This is a genomic window from Lysinibacillus sp. JK80, assembly GCF_027557635.1.
GTDB classification, from domain to species: Bacteria; Bacillota; Bacilli; order Bacillales_A; family Planococcaceae; genus Lysinibacillus; species Lysinibacillus capsici.
Map to the genome: position 1 here is coordinate 640,839 of NZ_CP058997.1, position 16,592 is coordinate 657,430.

Below are 16,592 nucleotides of genomic sequence, written 5' to 3' on the forward strand. Positions count from 1 at the left end.
GGGAGGTAAGTGAATTGGAAGCAGAAAGATATAATAATCTTAAATTAGGTGAACGTGGTGCCATTATCAGTATTATTGCTTATATAATTTTATCCATCATAAAAGTTGGCATTGGTTACTTGAGTGGTTCAGAAGCTTTAAAAGCGGATGGTTTGAATAATACGACAGATATTATTGCCTCTATTGCAGTACTTATTGGACTAAAGCTTTCACAAAAACCAGCAGATCATGATCATCGCTATGGTCATTGGAAAAGTGAAACCATTGCATCAATGGTCGCTTCATTTATTATGATGGCCGTTGGTATTCAAGTATTGGTCGGTGGGTTTTCTTCCATTTTTCAAGGTGGAAAAGAATCGCCGGATATGGTCGCAGCCTATGTAGGGATAGGATCAGCATTGGTGATGTATTTAGTCTATCGTTACAACAAACAATTGGCTAAAAAAATCAATAGTAAAGCCGTTATGGCTGCAGCTAAAGATAATTTGTCAGACGCTTGGGTAAGTATTGGAACCGCTGTAGGAATTTTAGGGTCACAACTACATATGCCTTGGTTAGATACGGGTACTGCGATTGTCGTAGGTTTCATCATTTGTAAAACAGCTTGGGAGATTTTCAAGGAAGCCTCTCATGAACTATCGGATGGATTTGATGAGAAAATTCTTCAAACATACAAAGAGATTATTTTAAAAATAGATGGTGTTAAAGGATTGAAAGAAATCAGAGGAAGAAATTATGGGAATAATGAGGTAATTGATGTCGTTATACTTGTAGATGCAAAGTTAGATATCACGAAAGCGCATGATGTTGCTTCGGTTGTTGAAAAAAATATGGTGGAAGAGCAAGGGGTTTATGAAGTGCATGTCCATGTAGAGCCTAAGGATGCAAAGGGCAAATAAGTCCTAAAATGTAATATTCAGCTTCAAAAAATATACGGATTAATGAGGTAAGGAATGTCGCTATTGAAATACAAAAACAATAGCTGCGGGTTATCGTCATACTGATGGGCTAAAGGCTGACGGCACGATGTTAGCTGTGAGCAGGAATAATGAAGGCCAAGGTAATGTAGTTTCCAACTAAACAATAAATAATCTGTAGCTACTTAATGGTGGCGAAATGACTAATTTTAACCTTTAAAATTGATTGTACGTGTAGGTTTTAGCCTTCATTGATAAAAAATTCACTTTTCACTGGACTAATACGATTTTTTATCATATACTGTATGTAATAGAATCTTTCTTAAAGAAATAATAAATTCACATATTACAAAGAGTAATCGTGTTTTGTTAGTTACTTTTTGTAATATGTGAATTTTTTTCTTTGGAAGTAGTATGATTTTATTTAATAACATTATTGGAGGTCATTTAAATGACACAAGGTACAGTAAAATGGTTTAACGCAGAAAAAGGTTTTGGTTTCATCGAAGTAGAAGGCGGACAAGACGTATTCGCTCACTTCTCAGCTATCCAAGGTGAAGGTTTCAAATCACTTGAAGAAGGTCAAAAAGTTGAATTCACAGTTGAAGAAGGTCAACGTGGACCACAAGCTGCTAACATCGTTAAACTTTAATTTTTAAATGAAGAAAAACATTCTTAAATAGAGTGGTTTCAGTAGACAAAGTCGATTTTTTCGACTTTGTCTTTATTTTTTTTCATTACATTTCAAATCAAAATACATTTGTTACTTGCCTATTCTCGATGAAAGAAGTGAGGATATGAGGTTTTACCAAGAAGAATGTAAAAGCAACACGAGGGAGTTTGTTCAGTATGATCTGTTTACAAATCAAAACTACCTAAAATCATAAAATCTACAATCACGCCACTTACTGGATTTTCCGATCCTAATACATTAATTCCTAATACTGTCACACCACTAATATTTGTAATATTAGCAGAGACATATTTCCCACTAATATTCTTCTCTCTCATTTGAACTCTCGGTCTTAAGTTTATCGTTGGATTTGTCGAGTATACACTTGCAACTGCATAGTCAATAGTAGATAAAAGAGCATTGCCATTCGCTAATGCATTGTCTGTAAAATATAATGTGGCTATTCCATTTGCATCAGAGGTAGCTTGTCCATAAACGATGCGCTTTACTTTTTTTGGATTTGCATCTCCTGCTTTAAACACCTGCATGACAGTTGGGGCAAGTGTAATAAAATCAATGCTCATAGGCATTCTCCTTTGTTATTTTTAGCCCAAATTATGCTTGATATATTCTATGAACTGTTTGTTAGATTAGTACACTAAGCAACAAACTTCCTACATACATTCTTCTATGCAACAAAGTAAGTAGTAAAAAAGGGTCACCAGGGTGGAAGACGACCCTTTGATCATAGCATGAATATTTGAGGATAATAGAAGGTAATTATTAATGATATAAGAAAGTAGCACCAGCAATAATTAAAAGAATAAAGAGGACAACAATTAGAGCGAATGATAAATTATCATGCTTGCCATAGTTTGAACCGTAAACTTCATATCCCATATGAAAGTCCCTCCTTTCGAAAATCTAGAATATGTAAAGTATAGAAAGCTTCAGGCAAAATAATCTCCTTTAAAACGAGGTTTATATAAATGAATAAATATTTAAGGGTCACTCGGCTGAAAGTGACCCTAAGTAACAATTCGGGAGGTACATGTTAAACTAGATTAGCTTAACACTACTATTTATATGAAAAGTTAACTCATTGTGCATAGTTTATTGCCTTTAAAATAAAAATAAGACTATGACGGTCAACCAACGTCACAGCCTATGCGATACACTTATTAATAGTTTGTGTAAATACAGTCTATTTTTACATTCAAAAAGCCGCAGCGTCGACAAACGCTACAGCTAAAAGTATTTTAGTTATTCATATCCATCAGGCCAGGACTGTGTTCATTTGGCATCTCTGGCATAACAGGTACTGGGAATCCTTCTGGTGGAGGGGTCACATTTAATTCTCCACCATTTCTACTTGGAGTTTGTCCTTGAAAGATTTCCCCGATACGAGTTGGATCTAATCTAAAGTTAAATTGAGCATTGTGATAACCCATTTCAACAAACTTTCTACACTCTGGGTATTTGTTGATATCGTAGTTCGGTACAGGGAATAATTTTCCCCAATCTACCCCTAAAGTTTCTAATGCTTTGGCAAATGCATTTTGATGAGCATTGTCACGAACAATTAGAAAAGCAAGTGTTTCTCTAAATGTCTGATTAGAGCTCATCTCATATATACGTGTCTTTTGAAGTACACCCGTTGACTCCAATACTAAATTATCCAATAAATCTGCAATAAGGTTTCCATGTGCATAAACCCACGAACCATTCCAGGGATTACCTGCTGCATCTACAGGCAAAGATGATTGTGCACCCACAATATAATGGTGTGGATTAGCATGTTTAACTGCCTCATCTAAAGGTGCTTGGTCCATGCCGTTATTTCCAGGAGCAGAGGATTCCCCAGAATCATTTAGTAATTGGTTGATTGTATTTTGTACAAGTTCAACGTGTGCAATTTCTTCTAAGAAAACGCCCCGTAATAAATCACGATATTGGGTCTCTTTGCCTCTAAAATTAGAGCTTTGAAAAAAGTACTGCATCATGGTTCTCATTTCACCATAATGACCACCAAGTATTTCTTGCATTACTCGTGCTGCTTGAGGATCTGGTTTGTCAGGTTTAATAATGTTTATCAATTCTTCTTTATAATAATACATTTACTTTCCTCAATTCAGGGGAATAGTCTTTATTTTTCAGGATAATTAACATGTAATGGTGGTGGTACAAGCCAGCCTTTATTTTTGTTTAAACGTAAAAGTTTTGCGCCAAGCTGAGCTTTAGCCATATGGAATTGCCCATACATTAATGCGATGTCTTCACGAGTAGAAGTGCCCATTGCCTGACTACATGCAACTAATCCAGCTGCAACGTCAGCAGTAAGGGCAGCGCTTATTTCTGGATCATTAAACTTTGCACCTGGAGGAATATCTTCCAGTCTTGCTACAGGTCTCTCAGGTGATGCAGGAGGTAGTGCAATCCCGTTTGTTTTTAGAATTTTTTCTAATTGCTTTACTTCTTCCCTGCATGTTTCGATGATATCTTCAATAATTTTTTTAAGATCTTCATCACCAGCATGATTATAAAACGTTTGATAGCCAGAAATCATGCCATAGTCTGCAATTAAACCCGACCAAACACTAAATACCTCACCATAATGCAACGGTTCATCTTTTGGATTTCCACCAAGAATACCCATCTGTACACATCCTTTTCTTATTATTCGCCATTAAAGCCATGTTAGTATGGCTGAAAAAATAAGTAAAATTCACTTTTAATAAAATTTTTAATGTAAAAATTAAAAGAAGCCACAGAGAAAGAAATCTCTGCAGCTATCTTTAAGTAGTGAAACACTACGCACTTTATAGAATGGGTGTTTTCTGTTTAGTTATACGTTTAATGTAGCTTGAAAAAGTGAAAAGTATAGATTTTCTTAAGAAAGGCCACTTAAAGCATATTGGAGGTGAGTGTTTTGACAAAAGAAAAGCAAAAAAATGAAGTAGAGCAAGAAGAAATAGCAATGGAATTTAATCCTGAAGAATTAGAAGCAGTAAAAGAGGAACAAGAGCAACAGAAAGAACAGCTCTACAATAAAAAAGAAAAGAAGTAAGAAGGTAAGTATGCCATCATCAATGGTTGTGGCATTTCCATATAGTTTATGCTTGAACCTCCAATGACTTAATTGAAAGAAGATGATTTAAAATGGACAAGAATTTGAATTACGGGGACGATTATAAATTTATCCCAGCAACTTCTGTTGGAAGCGGTGTAGGTATAGACATATTACCTGATTTATATCAATACACGATTCAAATTGTAAATATTGTACTTTATGGTGAACCGCAGATGAAAGATTTTGTGCTAATAGATGCGGGGATGCCCAAAAGTGCGGATGAGATCATTTCAGTTGTTGAAGAACGTTATGGTTCTAAGTCTCGACCGAAGGCAATCATACTGACTCACGGTCATTTTGATCATGTCGGAGGAATCATAGAATTAATAGAGCGGTGGGATGTTCCTGTCTATGCGCATACATTGGAAATACCCTTTTTATCTGGAAAACAAAATTATCCTGAGCCTGATCCAACGGTAAATAACGGCTTGGTTGCTAAAATGTCACCTATTTTTCCAAATGAAGCTATAAATTTAGGTGGTAACCTCAAAGTTTTACCTTCTGATGGTAGTGTTCCATTTATGGCAGGTTTCCGATGGATTCATACGCCAGGCCATTCACCAGGGCATATATCTTTATTCCGTGAGAAGGATAAGGTGCTTATTGCTGGAGATGCATTTGTTACAGTCAAACAAGAATCTCTTTATAAGGTGATTACGCAGACAAAAGAAATCAGTGGTCCCCCTCAATATTTTACAACAGATTGGTCGGATGCTCGAGCATCTATCGAAAAATTAGCAATACTAAAACCTTCAGTTGCCATCACAGGGCACGGATTACCTATGAAGGGCGAAGAACTGACAAGCAACCTAAAAAAACTAGTCGATGATTTTGAACAAATCGCACTACCCAAGCAGGGTAAATATTTAAATTAATCACGTAAGGAAAAAACAAAGAAAAAGCCGCAGCGTCGTCACACGCTACAGCCATTGTTAGTCAGATGATTCATTATATCATAAATTATCAGATTGCAACTGAAGAATGAACATATTTGAATGACAAGACACGATGAATGGCCAAGTTGTTAATAGGAGCCTGTTTTGATAATAGCTATCAAAACAGGCTCCTTCTTTATATTTGAATGTCATAGATCATTTCATGGTATAAAATTTCCTTTTAAAAAAGTGATTGAACAAATTTTTTATTTGTGTATATAATGTTTATATAGTATATATACAATATAATGAATTTGTGGGGGGAATTGTTTAAGTGATAGGCACTGAAAAAGCGGATGAAAGTAATCTGTTAAAACGATGGATCATCACTATTGGTATATTTTTAATTGTTCAATTGATCTTTATCGCGGTCGATGGCACTAATCTGGAGCCGAACATGAACGATAGTAATAATTTAGTTGCCAGAATGGGGAGATGGATTTTAGATTCGAGGCTTTTCACCGAATGGATAACGCCTTATTCCTTTCCTTTTTTTAATATGTTCATCACAATCCATGTTATTGCTATACTGATTGCAGCACTAGGGAATATTATTTCAACGATATTCTCAAAAAATAAAGAAGAGGGATTGGCATGCAAATAATTATTTCGAACAGTTCAAAGGAGCCAATTTATGAACAAATTACGAATCAAATTAAATCACTTATTTTAGCAGGTGAACTACAGGAGGGCACAGCAATACCCTCCATGCGTAACCTCGCAAAGGATTTACAAATTAGTGTAATAACGACAAAACGGGCTTATGAAGAATTGGAGAAGGCGGGCTTTATCTATTCCATTGTTGGCAAAGGATCTTTTGTAGCGGAGCAAAATTTGGAGGTTATACGAGAAAAGAAGCTGAAGGTTATTGAGGAACAGCTAAGTGCGGTCATTGCGAATAGCAGAGAAATAGGCCTGTCTCTTGATGAACTAAAGGAATTATTGAAGATTTTATACGAGGAGTGAAAGGTATGGAAAATGTAGTCGAATTAAAGAATGTCACAAAGAGGTTCAAAGGCTTTTCCGTAAATCATATAAATTTACAGGTAAAGAGAGGCTTTGTAACGGGTTTCATTGGGGCAAATGGAGCTGGTAAGTCTACAACGATAAAAACGATGATGAATCTATTAAGGCCAGATGCTGGAGAAGTAAAGCTTTTCGGATTAGACTACAAGACGCATGAGAAGGAGATTAAGCAGCGCATTGGGTTTGTATACGATGGCAATATATTTTTTGAAGGGTTGAACTTAAAAGATATAAAACGTATAGTTGCACCTGCCTACAAGCGCTGGGACGATACAATATTTTATCAATATGTAGAACAATTCGAATTACCGCTTAACAAAGCAATAAAAACATTTTCTAAAGGGATGCAAATGAAGGCTTCATTAGCAATAGCCCTCTCACATCATGCAGAGCTAATCATTATGGATGAGCCGACAGCAGGATTAGATCCCATTTTTAGACGGGAGCTGTTAGATCTATTACAGGAATTAATGGTTGATGGCAATCGCACTATTTTCTTTTCTACGCACATTACAACTGATTTAGATCGTATCGCAGATTACATAGCTTTTATACAGAAAGGGGAATTAGTATTTAATCAATCTATACACGATGTAGCTGAAAACTATGCGCTCGTTAAAGGTGAGTTGAATCTACTTGATAGAGACACTGAAAAAGCATTTGTCCATGTTCATCGTGCATCCACAGGATTTGAAGCATTAACGGATAATATTAAAGCAGCGAAAAATATTTTCGGAGACACAGTTATTATTGAACGTGCCTCTCTGGAAGATATCATGTATTACTTTAAAGGAGGCATCCATCATGCTTAACTTAATTAAACGCGATGTCATACTACAGAAAAGGCAGCTATTGCTTTTTATTCCTTTTATCTTAGTTTTTATTTTGTTGGGGGCACCACCCGTTTTAATTTTTCTGGTCGCCAGTATTTTTATTCCCTTTAACACGTATGCATACGATGAAAAAGTTGAGACGAATATATTATTAAACTCCTTGCCATACACACGTACAGAAATTATCGCATCCCGCTATCTTGGAGCGATTGTCTATATGATTTTATCCATAGGTGTTACAAGTCTAGCGCTGCTAGCTTTCAATAAACATTTTACGGTATCTGACATTGCCATTGGTAGTGGCTTATTCTTACTATTTGCTGCGCTTACCTTCCCATTATTTCAGATATTTAAACAGGGTTATATTACAACGGTTATACTTATTAGCTTTATCCTCTTAACTTGGATTTCAAGACCGATTGCATTGTATATGAATGAACACTTAACAACAATTATTGATTTTGTTGATAATACATCCGTTACGGTTTTATATACAGGGGCGACGTTTTTTATTATGCTAATCTATATTATTTCTTGGGGGATTACACATATTATTTATCAACGAAAAGCCTTCTGATTGTGTGCTTTTGTTTACTCTTAGCAAGGAAAGTGGTCAATTTTAGAATGGTGCCCACTTGATAAAATATCATTTGGAACTAAATGTAAGATGGATTTAAATGTCTTTATGAAGAACCATATAATACAGGACTGCAAGGTAATTTTTTCTACCTGATTGCTTAATATAAGGGAAAGAATGAAAGCCTCCATATGCCTACAAATCGACATATTTAGGTATGTTTACTTAGTATTTCGAAAGTGGTTTTATAGTAATATTTGGTATATATACTGTAGGAGGTTTTATATGCCTGATTTATTACTCGTTCTTTTTTTATTTAACTTTTCTTTATTTCTTTTGCACGAAATGGATGCAATAAGATGCTCTGAGTGGCGATTGTTTATAATACTTAAAGATATGGAAGATTCAAAGGCTTATAAAGTATTCACTTTTATTCACCTGTTTCTATACGTATTAATCCTTTCCTTACTTTTCAGTCAGTATCAAACCATCATTTTTTGGGTCCTTGATCTATTCTTTATCATTCATGCAATCCTGCATTTATTTTTTGAAAGGCATCCTCGAAATGAATTTAAAAATAGCTTTTCAAGATCCATTATTTATCCAATGGGGGTCCTTTCTGTAATACATTTAGTATTATTAATTAATATTTCGACTTAATTGTATTATAAAGGAAGTTTTCAGCTAGTAATTTGCAGAAAATTATTCCAATTTGTTGGTTTTCTGCTTATTATAAAGATGGAGGTGATTATCAGATGTATAGTAATACGGCAAATATGTTGAAGCAAACGAACAATCTTATCAATGCATTGAAAAAATTGAAGCAAAATCTATCTTTTGTGAAATTGTATATTAATAGCGATAGAATACTGGCTATCTATTTTTTAAGTAATGCGTATAGTGATTTTAATTTATTTAAAACAATTTATTTATCTGTAACACCTGGTGATCAAACGATTGATAAGTTTTTACAGGAGTATGAAAAATTCTTTGTAGAAGTGAATAAATACTTAGAGGTCTTTAATGATGATAGCGTTGCCGAGGATAGACTTCATAAGGAAGTTTTGTTTGCGATTAATGAATTAGAAAGATATTTGTTAAATCTGTTAGATGTGTATAGATAAAAAGTTAGACATTCCTTATTTCTGAGGGGTGTCTTTTATTTTAAAGAAGCTTCTTAGATAAAGCTTCTCTGGTTGTAGGGAGAAATGAATAAGAAATGTTAAGGGATGGGAGAAAAATATGATTAGAAAAATTGAAATGGGTTTGTTTGTAATTGGAGTAGTAATGGCCTTAATAGGTATGCCTTATTTATTGGGGTATTCAACGAATGAATGTTTAAAATATCCTCTCTATCTAGGGTTAATATTAATGGTTGCCACTCTCCCTGTAACAATATCCAAAAGAAAGTAATCCATTGAGATTTAAATACTTGGTGTCTAGAGATTGTAGAGACACACTTGTGATATTGATCCTAAAGAGTAGTATTATTCATAAGTAACGAGTTATCTTGCTGATACGTACTATAAAAATGATTTTAAGTAATAGAAAATTAAACAGTCACAAAAGTATTAAACAAAAATGCTATCTTGCTTTGAAACCTAATTTTAAAGAGAGACAACACTAAATGATGAAGAAATAAATACATTGTTAAAATAACAAAATGAATGCAAGAAAATAAGAAGCTCCATATAACTAAAGAAATACTACTCAAATCCCCTGGATAACTTTCTGCAGCTGTAAATCGAATAACTCCCATAAAAAGCACAGTCACCGATTGGATACAATAAGTTAAGAAAAGTACGATTACAAAATAAACAATATACGATAAAGTAAGAAAAATGTCTTATGAACTATTCCAGTCTCCTCCAACAATAATGATATTAGTTAGTTGCACATTTCTAAAAGTAATGCTCCTTCCATTACGAAAAAGGAAAATATTACATATATAAAATTAGGTGAGACATTGTTAAGATTTGATAGGTAAAGTATTCGATGGAATTGGAATAGAAAGCTAGTTAGTCATTACAAACTTTAAAAAATGGTACATAGGTCTAAACTTAGGGACAATTAAAAAAGTAGTCAAAATAAAATATAGGAGCAGAAATGGCAGTCCTTACGTAATAAAGAAAGGAAAAACAGAGCTGATAATTGAGAATAGAGAAACTATTGTAGAGAAATTATCCGAACTTTTCTTAGTGCGACCATAGCTTTTAGAGGGTTTGTAAAAGGAAGGGAAGTATTTTATGAAAAATCAATTGATACGAATAATCGCTATCGCTCTACTTGGTGTGTGTGTATATATTAATATGTACGAAATAGATGAATTAGGGTTGATGCAATTTTTTGCATATGCTGGCTTATTAGGTTTTACTTTTGCGGTGGGTATTCCAATTATCTTTATTAAAAATAAGATTAGTTTATCCAAAAAATTTGGTTTGTTGTTTTTAAGTATGATTATCGCAGCAATAATTCCTTTATTGGGATTTGGAAATTTAAAATATATCCTTGAAGAACATTTAATGAATAAAGAGATGAATAAAGTTGTAAATCAATATAATGTAAATTTGCAAACTGATGAGGTGTTTTTAACCTTTCAAAATCATCTTCTCGTTGGAAAAAGAGATGATTTGTTTGGAAGTATAGACAAAACACTATTAGTTTATAATGCCGTAGGGAAAGAAACGAAAAGAATAAAAATAACGGAATTAGCAAAAGCAGCCGTTCCTTATCTGCCCCTTACTGATAAAGAAAAGGAAACAACTTATTTTGATGGTATGAAGACACAAGGAAATACATATGACCTTTGGGAAAAAATAGATGATAACGACATACAACTATTTTTTAGATACGTTACAACGGAAGTTTCTGAGGATTATCAACCTGAACCAGATATGCCAGCCGATGCAAAGGACATAAAGTTCCATTATGATATCACCTATTCACCGGTTTTAGATGAGAACGGGGAATTTGTTTTTAGTTCGGATACTTTCCATTTATATAAAAGCAACGACTCAATTCGAGTTAGCTACAAAGCTTCGGGCATTGAAGCGATTGTTGCTCCAAATACTGCAGTGTTAGTGAACGAAATCAAGTAAAGATTACATACATTGCTAACAAAAGTACAACATGAAGCCAGTAGAGTGTTAGCGGCAAATCCACAAACGTAACTAGAATGAATATACTAAGTAACAACAAAGCCTAGGTACTCAAATTAATGTTGAGCCTGGGCATTTTTTACGTGATTTATTTATCTAACGAACGTGTTGTTTTTCGAAATTTCAAATAAATGAATGACCACAACCTAATAAAGTGGTAAAGTATAGAAAAAGTGAATGGAGAATTATGTAATGGAAAAACTGAAGAAGGTTGAATTAAAACATTTTTCAAGTGAATATATGCAAGGACTGAATGCTTTTGTACTTACTGAAGAGCAAAAACAATTTTCTGCACTGCCGAGCAATTTTGAGGAAATTAATGAAGGACAGCATCGCATTGTAATTCTAAGTGAAAATACACCTGTTGGTTTCTTTCTCCTAAATGCAAATGAACGAGTTAAGAAATATTCTACGAATAGAAATGCGATGCTATTATCTGCATTATCAATTAATCATACAGAACAAGGGAAGGGCTATGCAAAACAAGGAATGACATTACTAGTTGAGTTTGTTAAAGCAGAATTTCCAAATTGCGATGAAATTGTTTTAGTTGTAGACAAAGATAATATTCCAGCACAGAAACTATATGTAAAAGTAGGTTTTGAAGATACGAATGAAAGGCTAATAGGACGTATCGGCGAAGAAATAATCATGAGGCAATTCATAAAATAAAGTTAGACCACCATTGTCACCAGAGTTTATGCTACATTTTGTAGATGAACTCTGGTTTTATGTTTTAGGGAAATGTCGCATCCATTCTTGAAAAAGAGTTTCATCGATCAAGATTAGCAAAGAAAATTATTTAAAATATCCTGATTAAAAATACACCGGCTATCATCACCATTAAACCAATTATTTGTAATGGTTGAATTCGATTCTTTAGCGAGTTAAACAATCCGAATTGCTGTACCAGCAAGCTACCAGTGATTTGACCGAATAAAGCAAGAACTACAGTTTGGCCATTTCCAATTTGATTGACAAGAAATACATTGATGAGAACATAAGATCCTCCTAAGATCCCGCCAATCCATATCCACCAAGGAGCAGCTTGTTTAAAAGGCTCTTTAATACTTGTGTAAGATCGATCTTTTAACCCAACAATTATAATCAAGGTAATAGTACCAACAAAGAATGAAACAAGGGCAGCATGAGAAGAAGAGTGAAGAACTTTTCCTAATTGCCCATTAACAGCGATTTGGATAGCTAGTAACATTCCTGCTAGAATCCCTACTATGCGCCAAATCCATAGATTCCGCACACTCTCCTTATTTGTTTGGGGAGAATACTGTTCATTTTTCTTGCTTCGTATAGCTGTAGCTAAAAGGACGCCTAGTAAGACTAGTAATATGCCAAAGATTCGATTCCATCCAAAGGAATATTGTGTTGCATTAAACCAGCCATTATGATCGATTAACATACTCATGAGAGTCATGCCAAAGATCGGTAGAATAGTTGTTTGCACACTTCCCAATTTAGGAAACAAGAGAATGTTAGTAGTTATCGCAATAGCGCCACCAATTCCCCCCAACCATATATAGATAGGTTGGTTCAACAATAAATCTAATGGAATCCCCAGTGATGAACCACTACTTACTAATGTAATAGTTAAGAAGATGACACCAACAGCGAAGGAAATCATTGAAGCTAAAAAAGGAGAAATCACAAACTTTCTTAATTGAGCATTAATGGCTGTTTGCACAGCAAGAATAGCTCCAATACTTATAGCCAAAAGTACTGCAAACATAAAAATTCATCACAACCTTTGTTGAAGAAAATGTAAAGAAAAAGAAATGTAAAACAACGCATGATTGATTATATCAGAGTACGTGTTGAATTTTATAAAATTAAGCACTGAACACTAAGTAAGAAATAGATTTTATTTATGATGTGGAACGTCACCAAACACATTAAGATAACGATAAAAAATCAGTTTCTCAAAAAGAAATGATTTTTCATGTATAGAAGCGGTTAAGAAATAGAGCTTTATGTTAATAAAGTATAGTGTAATCTCTTCATATTCTGTATATTGGTGTATGAGGAGGAGATTTAATGGCAAGAAAATGGATACTACCATTATTTATATTACTAGGTGTTTTGATCTCTGGTTGTAGTGAGGGTCAGGAAAAAGGTAGCAAAGATGGTGGAGATGTAGAAGTAACTATTCCAGCTCTATTTTTTGAGGGTCAGGACATTGATTCTGTTATTTCAAAGGCAAAAAGCAGTGGGATGAAGGAAGTCAGTAAGAATGATGATGGTTCTTTAACTTATAAAATGTCTGAAACAGAACATAAAGAAATGATGAAAGGTTTAAAAGAAGGCATTCTAGCAAGTGTAGATGAGCTTAAAGCAAGTGAAGAGTTCAAATCTATTAAAGATGTAACCTATGACAAGTCTTTTTCAGAATTCACTTTATCTGTAAACAAAGAAGAATTTGATAATAGTCTTGACACAATGGCCTCATTCGGGCTAGCTTTAACAGGTATGTACTATCAATTATTTAATGGTGTGGATGAAAAGGATTATAAAGTCAAAGTAATTTTTAAAGATGAATCAAATGGAGATGTAATTAACACGATAGTTTATCCAGATGATTTAAACAAGAAAAAATGATCGGAAGAGCACCTAACATAGGTGTTCTTTTTAAATGCTTTGAGTGCAATCGAGTTGGGCAGTAGTAGTTGTTCCTGATTCTTGATGGCTTTTTATTTTTGTAAAGGTTTTGTGTTCAAAGTAGAATGTCAGCAGCAAATTCTTAATGCAAACATGGATAGGCATAAGAAAATGATAGAATTTGTTTTGAGAAACGACTGACGATAGCATAGTTGTAAGTAGAGATAGAACTAAATGATCCCACAAAGCCCAGATACTCATTAATTTTGAGCCTGGGCTTTATACTTATTTAACTTGTAATCCCTTTTATTATTCTCAAGATCTGCTGAAGGAGCTATCTAAAGAAATTTTTAATAGCATCCATACGAATTTTGCTATAATATTCTTCGCAACGAAAAATCTTATCGGTTCTTTCCTTTAACTGTCTAAATCTCAGTGATCCCTCGTATACTCTGAATTTATTCCTACAACTAGAACAAATTACCTCATAGTAATGCATAGCTATCCTCCTCAAGTTTTCTGACATATTACTTTTTAGTTGATTTATCGAATATTGTAATCAGTTCTCTCGTATATTCCTCAACATTTAACTGGGGATTTCTCATTAATTCAATAGTGAAACCGTCAATGGAATTTCGTATCGTTAACGCCATAACTCTTGAAGCCAATTTGGTGAATTCGCGGAAGACACCCGCGTGCATTCCCAGTGTAAGTATGTTTTCAATGGGAAGAAAAATAGTATCATCATGATCCGCCGCAAAACGAAGTTTGCCATCAGCAGTTCTTTCATTAGAAACAATTTCAATGACAGCGAAAACATGTTGCCGATTTTCATCTATGAATCTAAGGTTTGATTCAATATAAATGCTAAGCATATCTATAGGAGATTTTTGATTTTCGATTAGAGGAGCAGTATAAGCTTGACATGCCATATAGTAATCATAAATTACTTGCTCTAACAATTCCCCCTTACTTGCAAAGTGATAGGAGATAACCCCCTTACTAATTTGTGCACGTTTTGCAATTTGACCTAAAGAAGCTTGAGCGTAACCCACCTCTGCAATGGTTTCAATAGCACATTCCACAATTTGAGTTCTACGAGCTTTTTCAATAAATGACATTTCTTTTTGATTAGTTGTTTTATTTTTTTACTCATGTATTTATTTTAGCACGGTTGTACTAATTAAGCGATTAAAAAAACATTTAGGGAGGTTCCTAAATGGAGGCTTTTCTTTTACTTTGAAATGTCAAGGGCTAGACTAGGGCGTTTCGTGAGGAAGAATAAGATACTTCAGCTTAATGGAACTATTTCTTATCTGTTGACATGGAGTCGGCTCCATCTTTTAAGATGAATGAAATCAAAGAATGGAGTGATGGGATGGTAATTTTGACAACTATACTAATTGTGTTATATGCGGTTTTAATAGGAGTGGCAGGGATAAAAAATGGAAAGAAGTTGGATTTGAAGTACGAACATTCATATTTGTTATCATATCAATTAGTATTCTCTTAATATTATGTATACCAAGCAAAGGTTGGTTATTTATATTACTGATAATTGCGTTTATCTTGTTACATATACTAGCAGTTATAGAAGGGAGGTTAACAAATGGACGAATTACTTTCAGCCATCATATCATTCGCTTCATTTTCCATTGTATAATTGCCCTAATGGTTTATAAATTTATATTATAGAAGGAGATTTTAATGAAAATTGGTGAATTTGCAATATGTACTGGTCTTAGTAAAGATACTATTCGTTATTATGAAAAAATGAATTTATTGCAACCGGAAATTAAAAATAAGCACCGCTATTATAACAAGAAAGACATTGATACAGTGGAAGCAATTCTTAAACTTAAACAAACGGGATTTTCTCTTCAAGAAATCAAAATGCTTTTTGATTGGTCGGGAAATATTGATCAAAATAAAAAACTGACAAAAGAAGAAATACAAAATCTGCTTGAAATAAAAGTTATATTCCAAGAAAAGTATGAGCAGATGTTACAAAGAGAACATCAGCTTAAACAAATTAAACAGGTTTTATTAAATATAGATAATAAAATAAAGCACCTTTTAGAGAAAAATAAAGAAGAAAATTGCTGGTTTTAACGATGTGTTTAGAAAATAAAGAAAAAGAATGTACCAATAATTAAAGCTGTTTGACGTTCTAATTGAACGTTTGAAACGAACGTCTGAAGGTGAGAAACAATATTTTAAGCTGCTTCTATTTAGTTATTTCTAAAAGTGTTGTTTTTTTATCGGGTAGGTGTGCAAGAAGGAATAGTAGAATATCACGTTGAAATAGAAGTAGAAATAAATTAGTAAGGAGGATGTATTTGTGACTAGCCATGACTATAAATCACCAATAAAAAACAGAATCGGCGGTGTATTTGTTCCAGTTCGTAACCTAGAGAAAGCAAAAGAATGGTACAGAAAAATACTTGGTTTGGAAGGGGGAGAAGAATATTTTGGACATTTATTCGTGGTACCCATGAAAGGTACCGCTGGATTAATTTTAGATTCCATGCCAAAGTGGAGAAAAGAAGATGGTGATATTACCACTTACCAAGTTCCGTCAATTCAGCTTTTGACCGATGATATTGAAGCTTCATATCAATTTATGAAAGAAAATAATGTTGAACTGGTTACAGAGATTCAGGATAATTTTTATTTTGTGTTCAAAGATTTAGATGGCAATTTACTAATGATTTGTAAAGAAACTACTTAAAA

24 protein-coding genes are annotated in these 16,592 nt (G+C 33.8%); 17 read left to right on the plus strand and 7 right to left on the minus strand.

Annotation, left to right across the window (positions count from 1 at the left end; genetic code table 11):
• The first annotated feature begins 14 nt into the window (after window positions 1-14).
• From HXV90_RS03345 to HXV90_RS03355, 3 genes are all read left to right on the plus strand, one after another.
• Entirely contained in the window at window positions 15-899 is an 885-nt protein-coding gene (locus HXV90_RS03345; protein ID WP_103118246.1) for a cation diffusion facilitator family transporter, read from the plus strand.
• A gap of 79 nt (window positions 900-978) precedes the next feature.
• Window positions 979-1,080 carry a hypothetical protein gene (locus HXV90_RS03350; RefSeq protein ID WP_442916334.1) on the plus strand — a complete coding sequence of 34 codons (102 nt, stop codon included), beginning with the start codon at window positions 979-981 and terminating at the stop codon, window positions 1,078-1,080.
• Window positions 1,081-1,368: 288 nt separating this feature from the next.
• Entirely contained in the window at window positions 1,369-1,569 is a 201-nt protein-coding gene (locus tag HXV90_RS03355; protein WP_004225195.1) for a cold-shock protein, read from the plus strand.
• Between the two features lie 206 nt (window positions 1,570-1,775).
• Here the strand turns inward: HXV90_RS03355 and HXV90_RS03360 are convergent, their stop codons facing one another.
• The 4 genes from HXV90_RS03360 to HXV90_RS03375 form a co-directional block, all read right to left on the minus strand.
• Entirely contained in the window at window positions 1,776-2,174 is a 399-nt protein-coding gene (locus tag HXV90_RS03360; protein ID WP_115673692.1) for a hypothetical protein, read from the minus strand.
• A gap of 199 nt (window positions 2,175-2,373) precedes the next feature.
• Complete coding sequence (locus tag HXV90_RS03365; RefSeq protein WP_004225198.1) at window positions 2,374-2,490, minus strand: YjcZ family sporulation protein; 117 nt, start codon at window positions 2,488-2,490, stop codon at window positions 2,374-2,376.
• A gap of 359 nt (window positions 2,491-2,849) precedes the next feature.
• Entirely contained in the window at window positions 2,850-3,707 is an 858-nt protein-coding gene (locus tag HXV90_RS03370) for a manganese catalase family protein (RefSeq protein WP_269898388.1), read from the minus strand.
• Window positions 3,708-3,736: 29 nt separating this feature from the next.
• Complete coding sequence (locus HXV90_RS03375) at window positions 3,737-4,246, minus strand: DUF3231 family protein (protein ID WP_237898099.1); 510 nt, start codon at window positions 4,244-4,246, stop codon at window positions 3,737-3,739.
• Window positions 4,247-4,519: 273 nt separating this feature from the next.
• Between HXV90_RS03375 and HXV90_RS03380 the strand changes: the two genes are divergently transcribed.
• From HXV90_RS03380 to HXV90_RS03430, 11 genes are all read left to right on the plus strand, one after another.
• Window positions 4,520-4,657, plus strand: coding sequence for a hypothetical protein (locus HXV90_RS03380; protein ID WP_269898389.1), 138 nt, complete (start codon window positions 4,520-4,522; stop codon window positions 4,655-4,657).
• A 92-nt stretch (window positions 4,658-4,749) separates the two neighbouring features.
• Window positions 4,750-5,595 carry an MBL fold metallo-hydrolase gene (locus HXV90_RS03385; RefSeq protein ID WP_269898390.1) on the plus strand — a complete coding sequence of 282 codons (846 nt, stop codon included), beginning with the start codon at window positions 4,750-4,752 and terminating at the stop codon, window positions 5,593-5,595.
• A 334-nt stretch (window positions 5,596-5,929) separates the two neighbouring features.
• Window positions 5,930-6,259 carry a YfzA family protein gene (locus HXV90_RS03390; protein ID WP_269898391.1) on the plus strand — a complete coding sequence of 110 codons (330 nt, stop codon included), beginning with the start codon at window positions 5,930-5,932 and terminating at the stop codon, window positions 6,257-6,259.
• Complete coding sequence (locus tag HXV90_RS03395; protein ID WP_004225203.1) at window positions 6,250-6,621, plus strand: GntR family transcriptional regulator; 372 nt, start codon at window positions 6,250-6,252, stop codon at window positions 6,619-6,621. The genes HXV90_RS03390 and HXV90_RS03395 overlap by 10 nt, the downstream gene beginning before the upstream one ends.
• 5 nt (window positions 6,622-6,626) lie before the next feature.
• Complete coding sequence (locus tag HXV90_RS03400; RefSeq protein WP_048392631.1) at window positions 6,627-7,493, plus strand: ABC transporter ATP-binding protein; 867 nt, start codon at window positions 6,627-6,629, stop codon at window positions 7,491-7,493.
• A complete protein-coding gene (locus HXV90_RS03405) occupies window positions 7,486-8,091 on the plus strand; it encodes an ABC-2 transporter permease (RefSeq protein ID WP_054550271.1) in 606 nt (201 codons plus the stop codon). Before HXV90_RS03400 ends, HXV90_RS03405 begins: the two co-directional genes overlap by 8 nt.
• Window positions 8,092-8,376: 285 nt before the next feature.
• Entirely contained in the window at window positions 8,377-8,751 is a 375-nt protein-coding gene (locus tag HXV90_RS03410; RefSeq protein WP_048392636.1) for a DUF6713 family protein, read from the plus strand.
• Between the two features lie 95 nt (window positions 8,752-8,846).
• Window positions 8,847-9,215, plus strand: coding sequence for a hypothetical protein (locus HXV90_RS03415; protein ID WP_112118535.1), 369 nt, complete (start codon window positions 8,847-8,849; stop codon window positions 9,213-9,215).
• Window positions 9,216-9,333: 118 nt separating this feature from the next.
• On the plus strand, window positions 9,334-9,504 hold the full coding sequence (locus HXV90_RS03420; RefSeq protein WP_197078717.1) for a hypothetical protein: 171 nt from the start codon (window positions 9,334-9,336) through the stop codon (window positions 9,502-9,504).
• A gap of 833 nt (window positions 9,505-10,337) precedes the next feature.
• On the plus strand, window positions 10,338-11,189 hold the full coding sequence (locus HXV90_RS03425) for a hypothetical protein (RefSeq protein ID WP_269898392.1): 852 nt from the start codon (window positions 10,338-10,340) through the stop codon (window positions 11,187-11,189).
• A 252-nt stretch (window positions 11,190-11,441) separates the two neighbouring features.
• Complete coding sequence (locus tag HXV90_RS03430; RefSeq protein WP_054550269.1) at window positions 11,442-11,921, plus strand: GNAT family N-acetyltransferase; 480 nt, start codon at window positions 11,442-11,444, stop codon at window positions 11,919-11,921.
• Window positions 11,922-12,051: 130 nt separating this feature from the next.
• On the opposite strand, the gene HXV90_RS03435 is transcribed toward HXV90_RS03430, so the two are convergent.
• Window positions 12,052-12,993: a DMT family transporter gene (locus tag HXV90_RS03435; RefSeq protein ID WP_048392645.1), complete on the minus strand. Its 942-nt coding sequence runs from the start codon at window positions 12,991-12,993 to the stop codon at window positions 12,052-12,054.
• Between the two features lie 305 nt (window positions 12,994-13,298).
• Here HXV90_RS03435 and HXV90_RS03440 point away from each other — a divergent pair, with 305 nt between their 5' ends.
• On the plus strand, window positions 13,299-13,859 hold the full coding sequence (locus HXV90_RS03440; protein WP_269898393.1) for a hypothetical protein: 561 nt from the start codon (window positions 13,299-13,301) through the stop codon (window positions 13,857-13,859).
• 334 nt (window positions 13,860-14,193) lie between these two features.
• On the opposite strand, the gene HXV90_RS03445 is transcribed toward HXV90_RS03440, so the two are convergent.
• The gene (locus HXV90_RS03445; RefSeq protein ID WP_269898394.1) at window positions 14,194-14,358 is read right to left on the minus strand and encodes a DUF2197 domain-containing protein; all 165 of its coding nucleotides are present in this window, start codon (window positions 14,356-14,358) and stop codon (window positions 14,194-14,196) included.
• 28 nt (window positions 14,359-14,386) lie between these two features.
• Window positions 14,387-14,980: a TetR/AcrR family transcriptional regulator gene (locus HXV90_RS03450; RefSeq protein ID WP_269898395.1), complete on the minus strand. Its 594-nt coding sequence runs from the start codon at window positions 14,978-14,980 to the stop codon at window positions 14,387-14,389.
• Window positions 14,981-15,566: 586 nt separating this feature from the next.
• Between HXV90_RS03450 and HXV90_RS03455 the strand changes: the two genes are divergently transcribed.
• Window positions 15,567-15,971, plus strand: coding sequence for a helix-turn-helix domain-containing protein (locus HXV90_RS03455; RefSeq protein WP_053075698.1), 405 nt, complete (start codon window positions 15,567-15,569; stop codon window positions 15,969-15,971).
• Window positions 15,972-16,200: 229 nt separating this feature from the next.
• Window positions 16,201-16,590 carry a VOC family protein gene (locus tag HXV90_RS03460; RefSeq protein WP_066037316.1) on the plus strand — a complete coding sequence of 130 codons (390 nt, stop codon included), beginning with the start codon at window positions 16,201-16,203 and terminating at the stop codon, window positions 16,588-16,590.
• The last annotated feature ends 2 nt before the right edge of the window (window positions 16,591-16,592 follow it).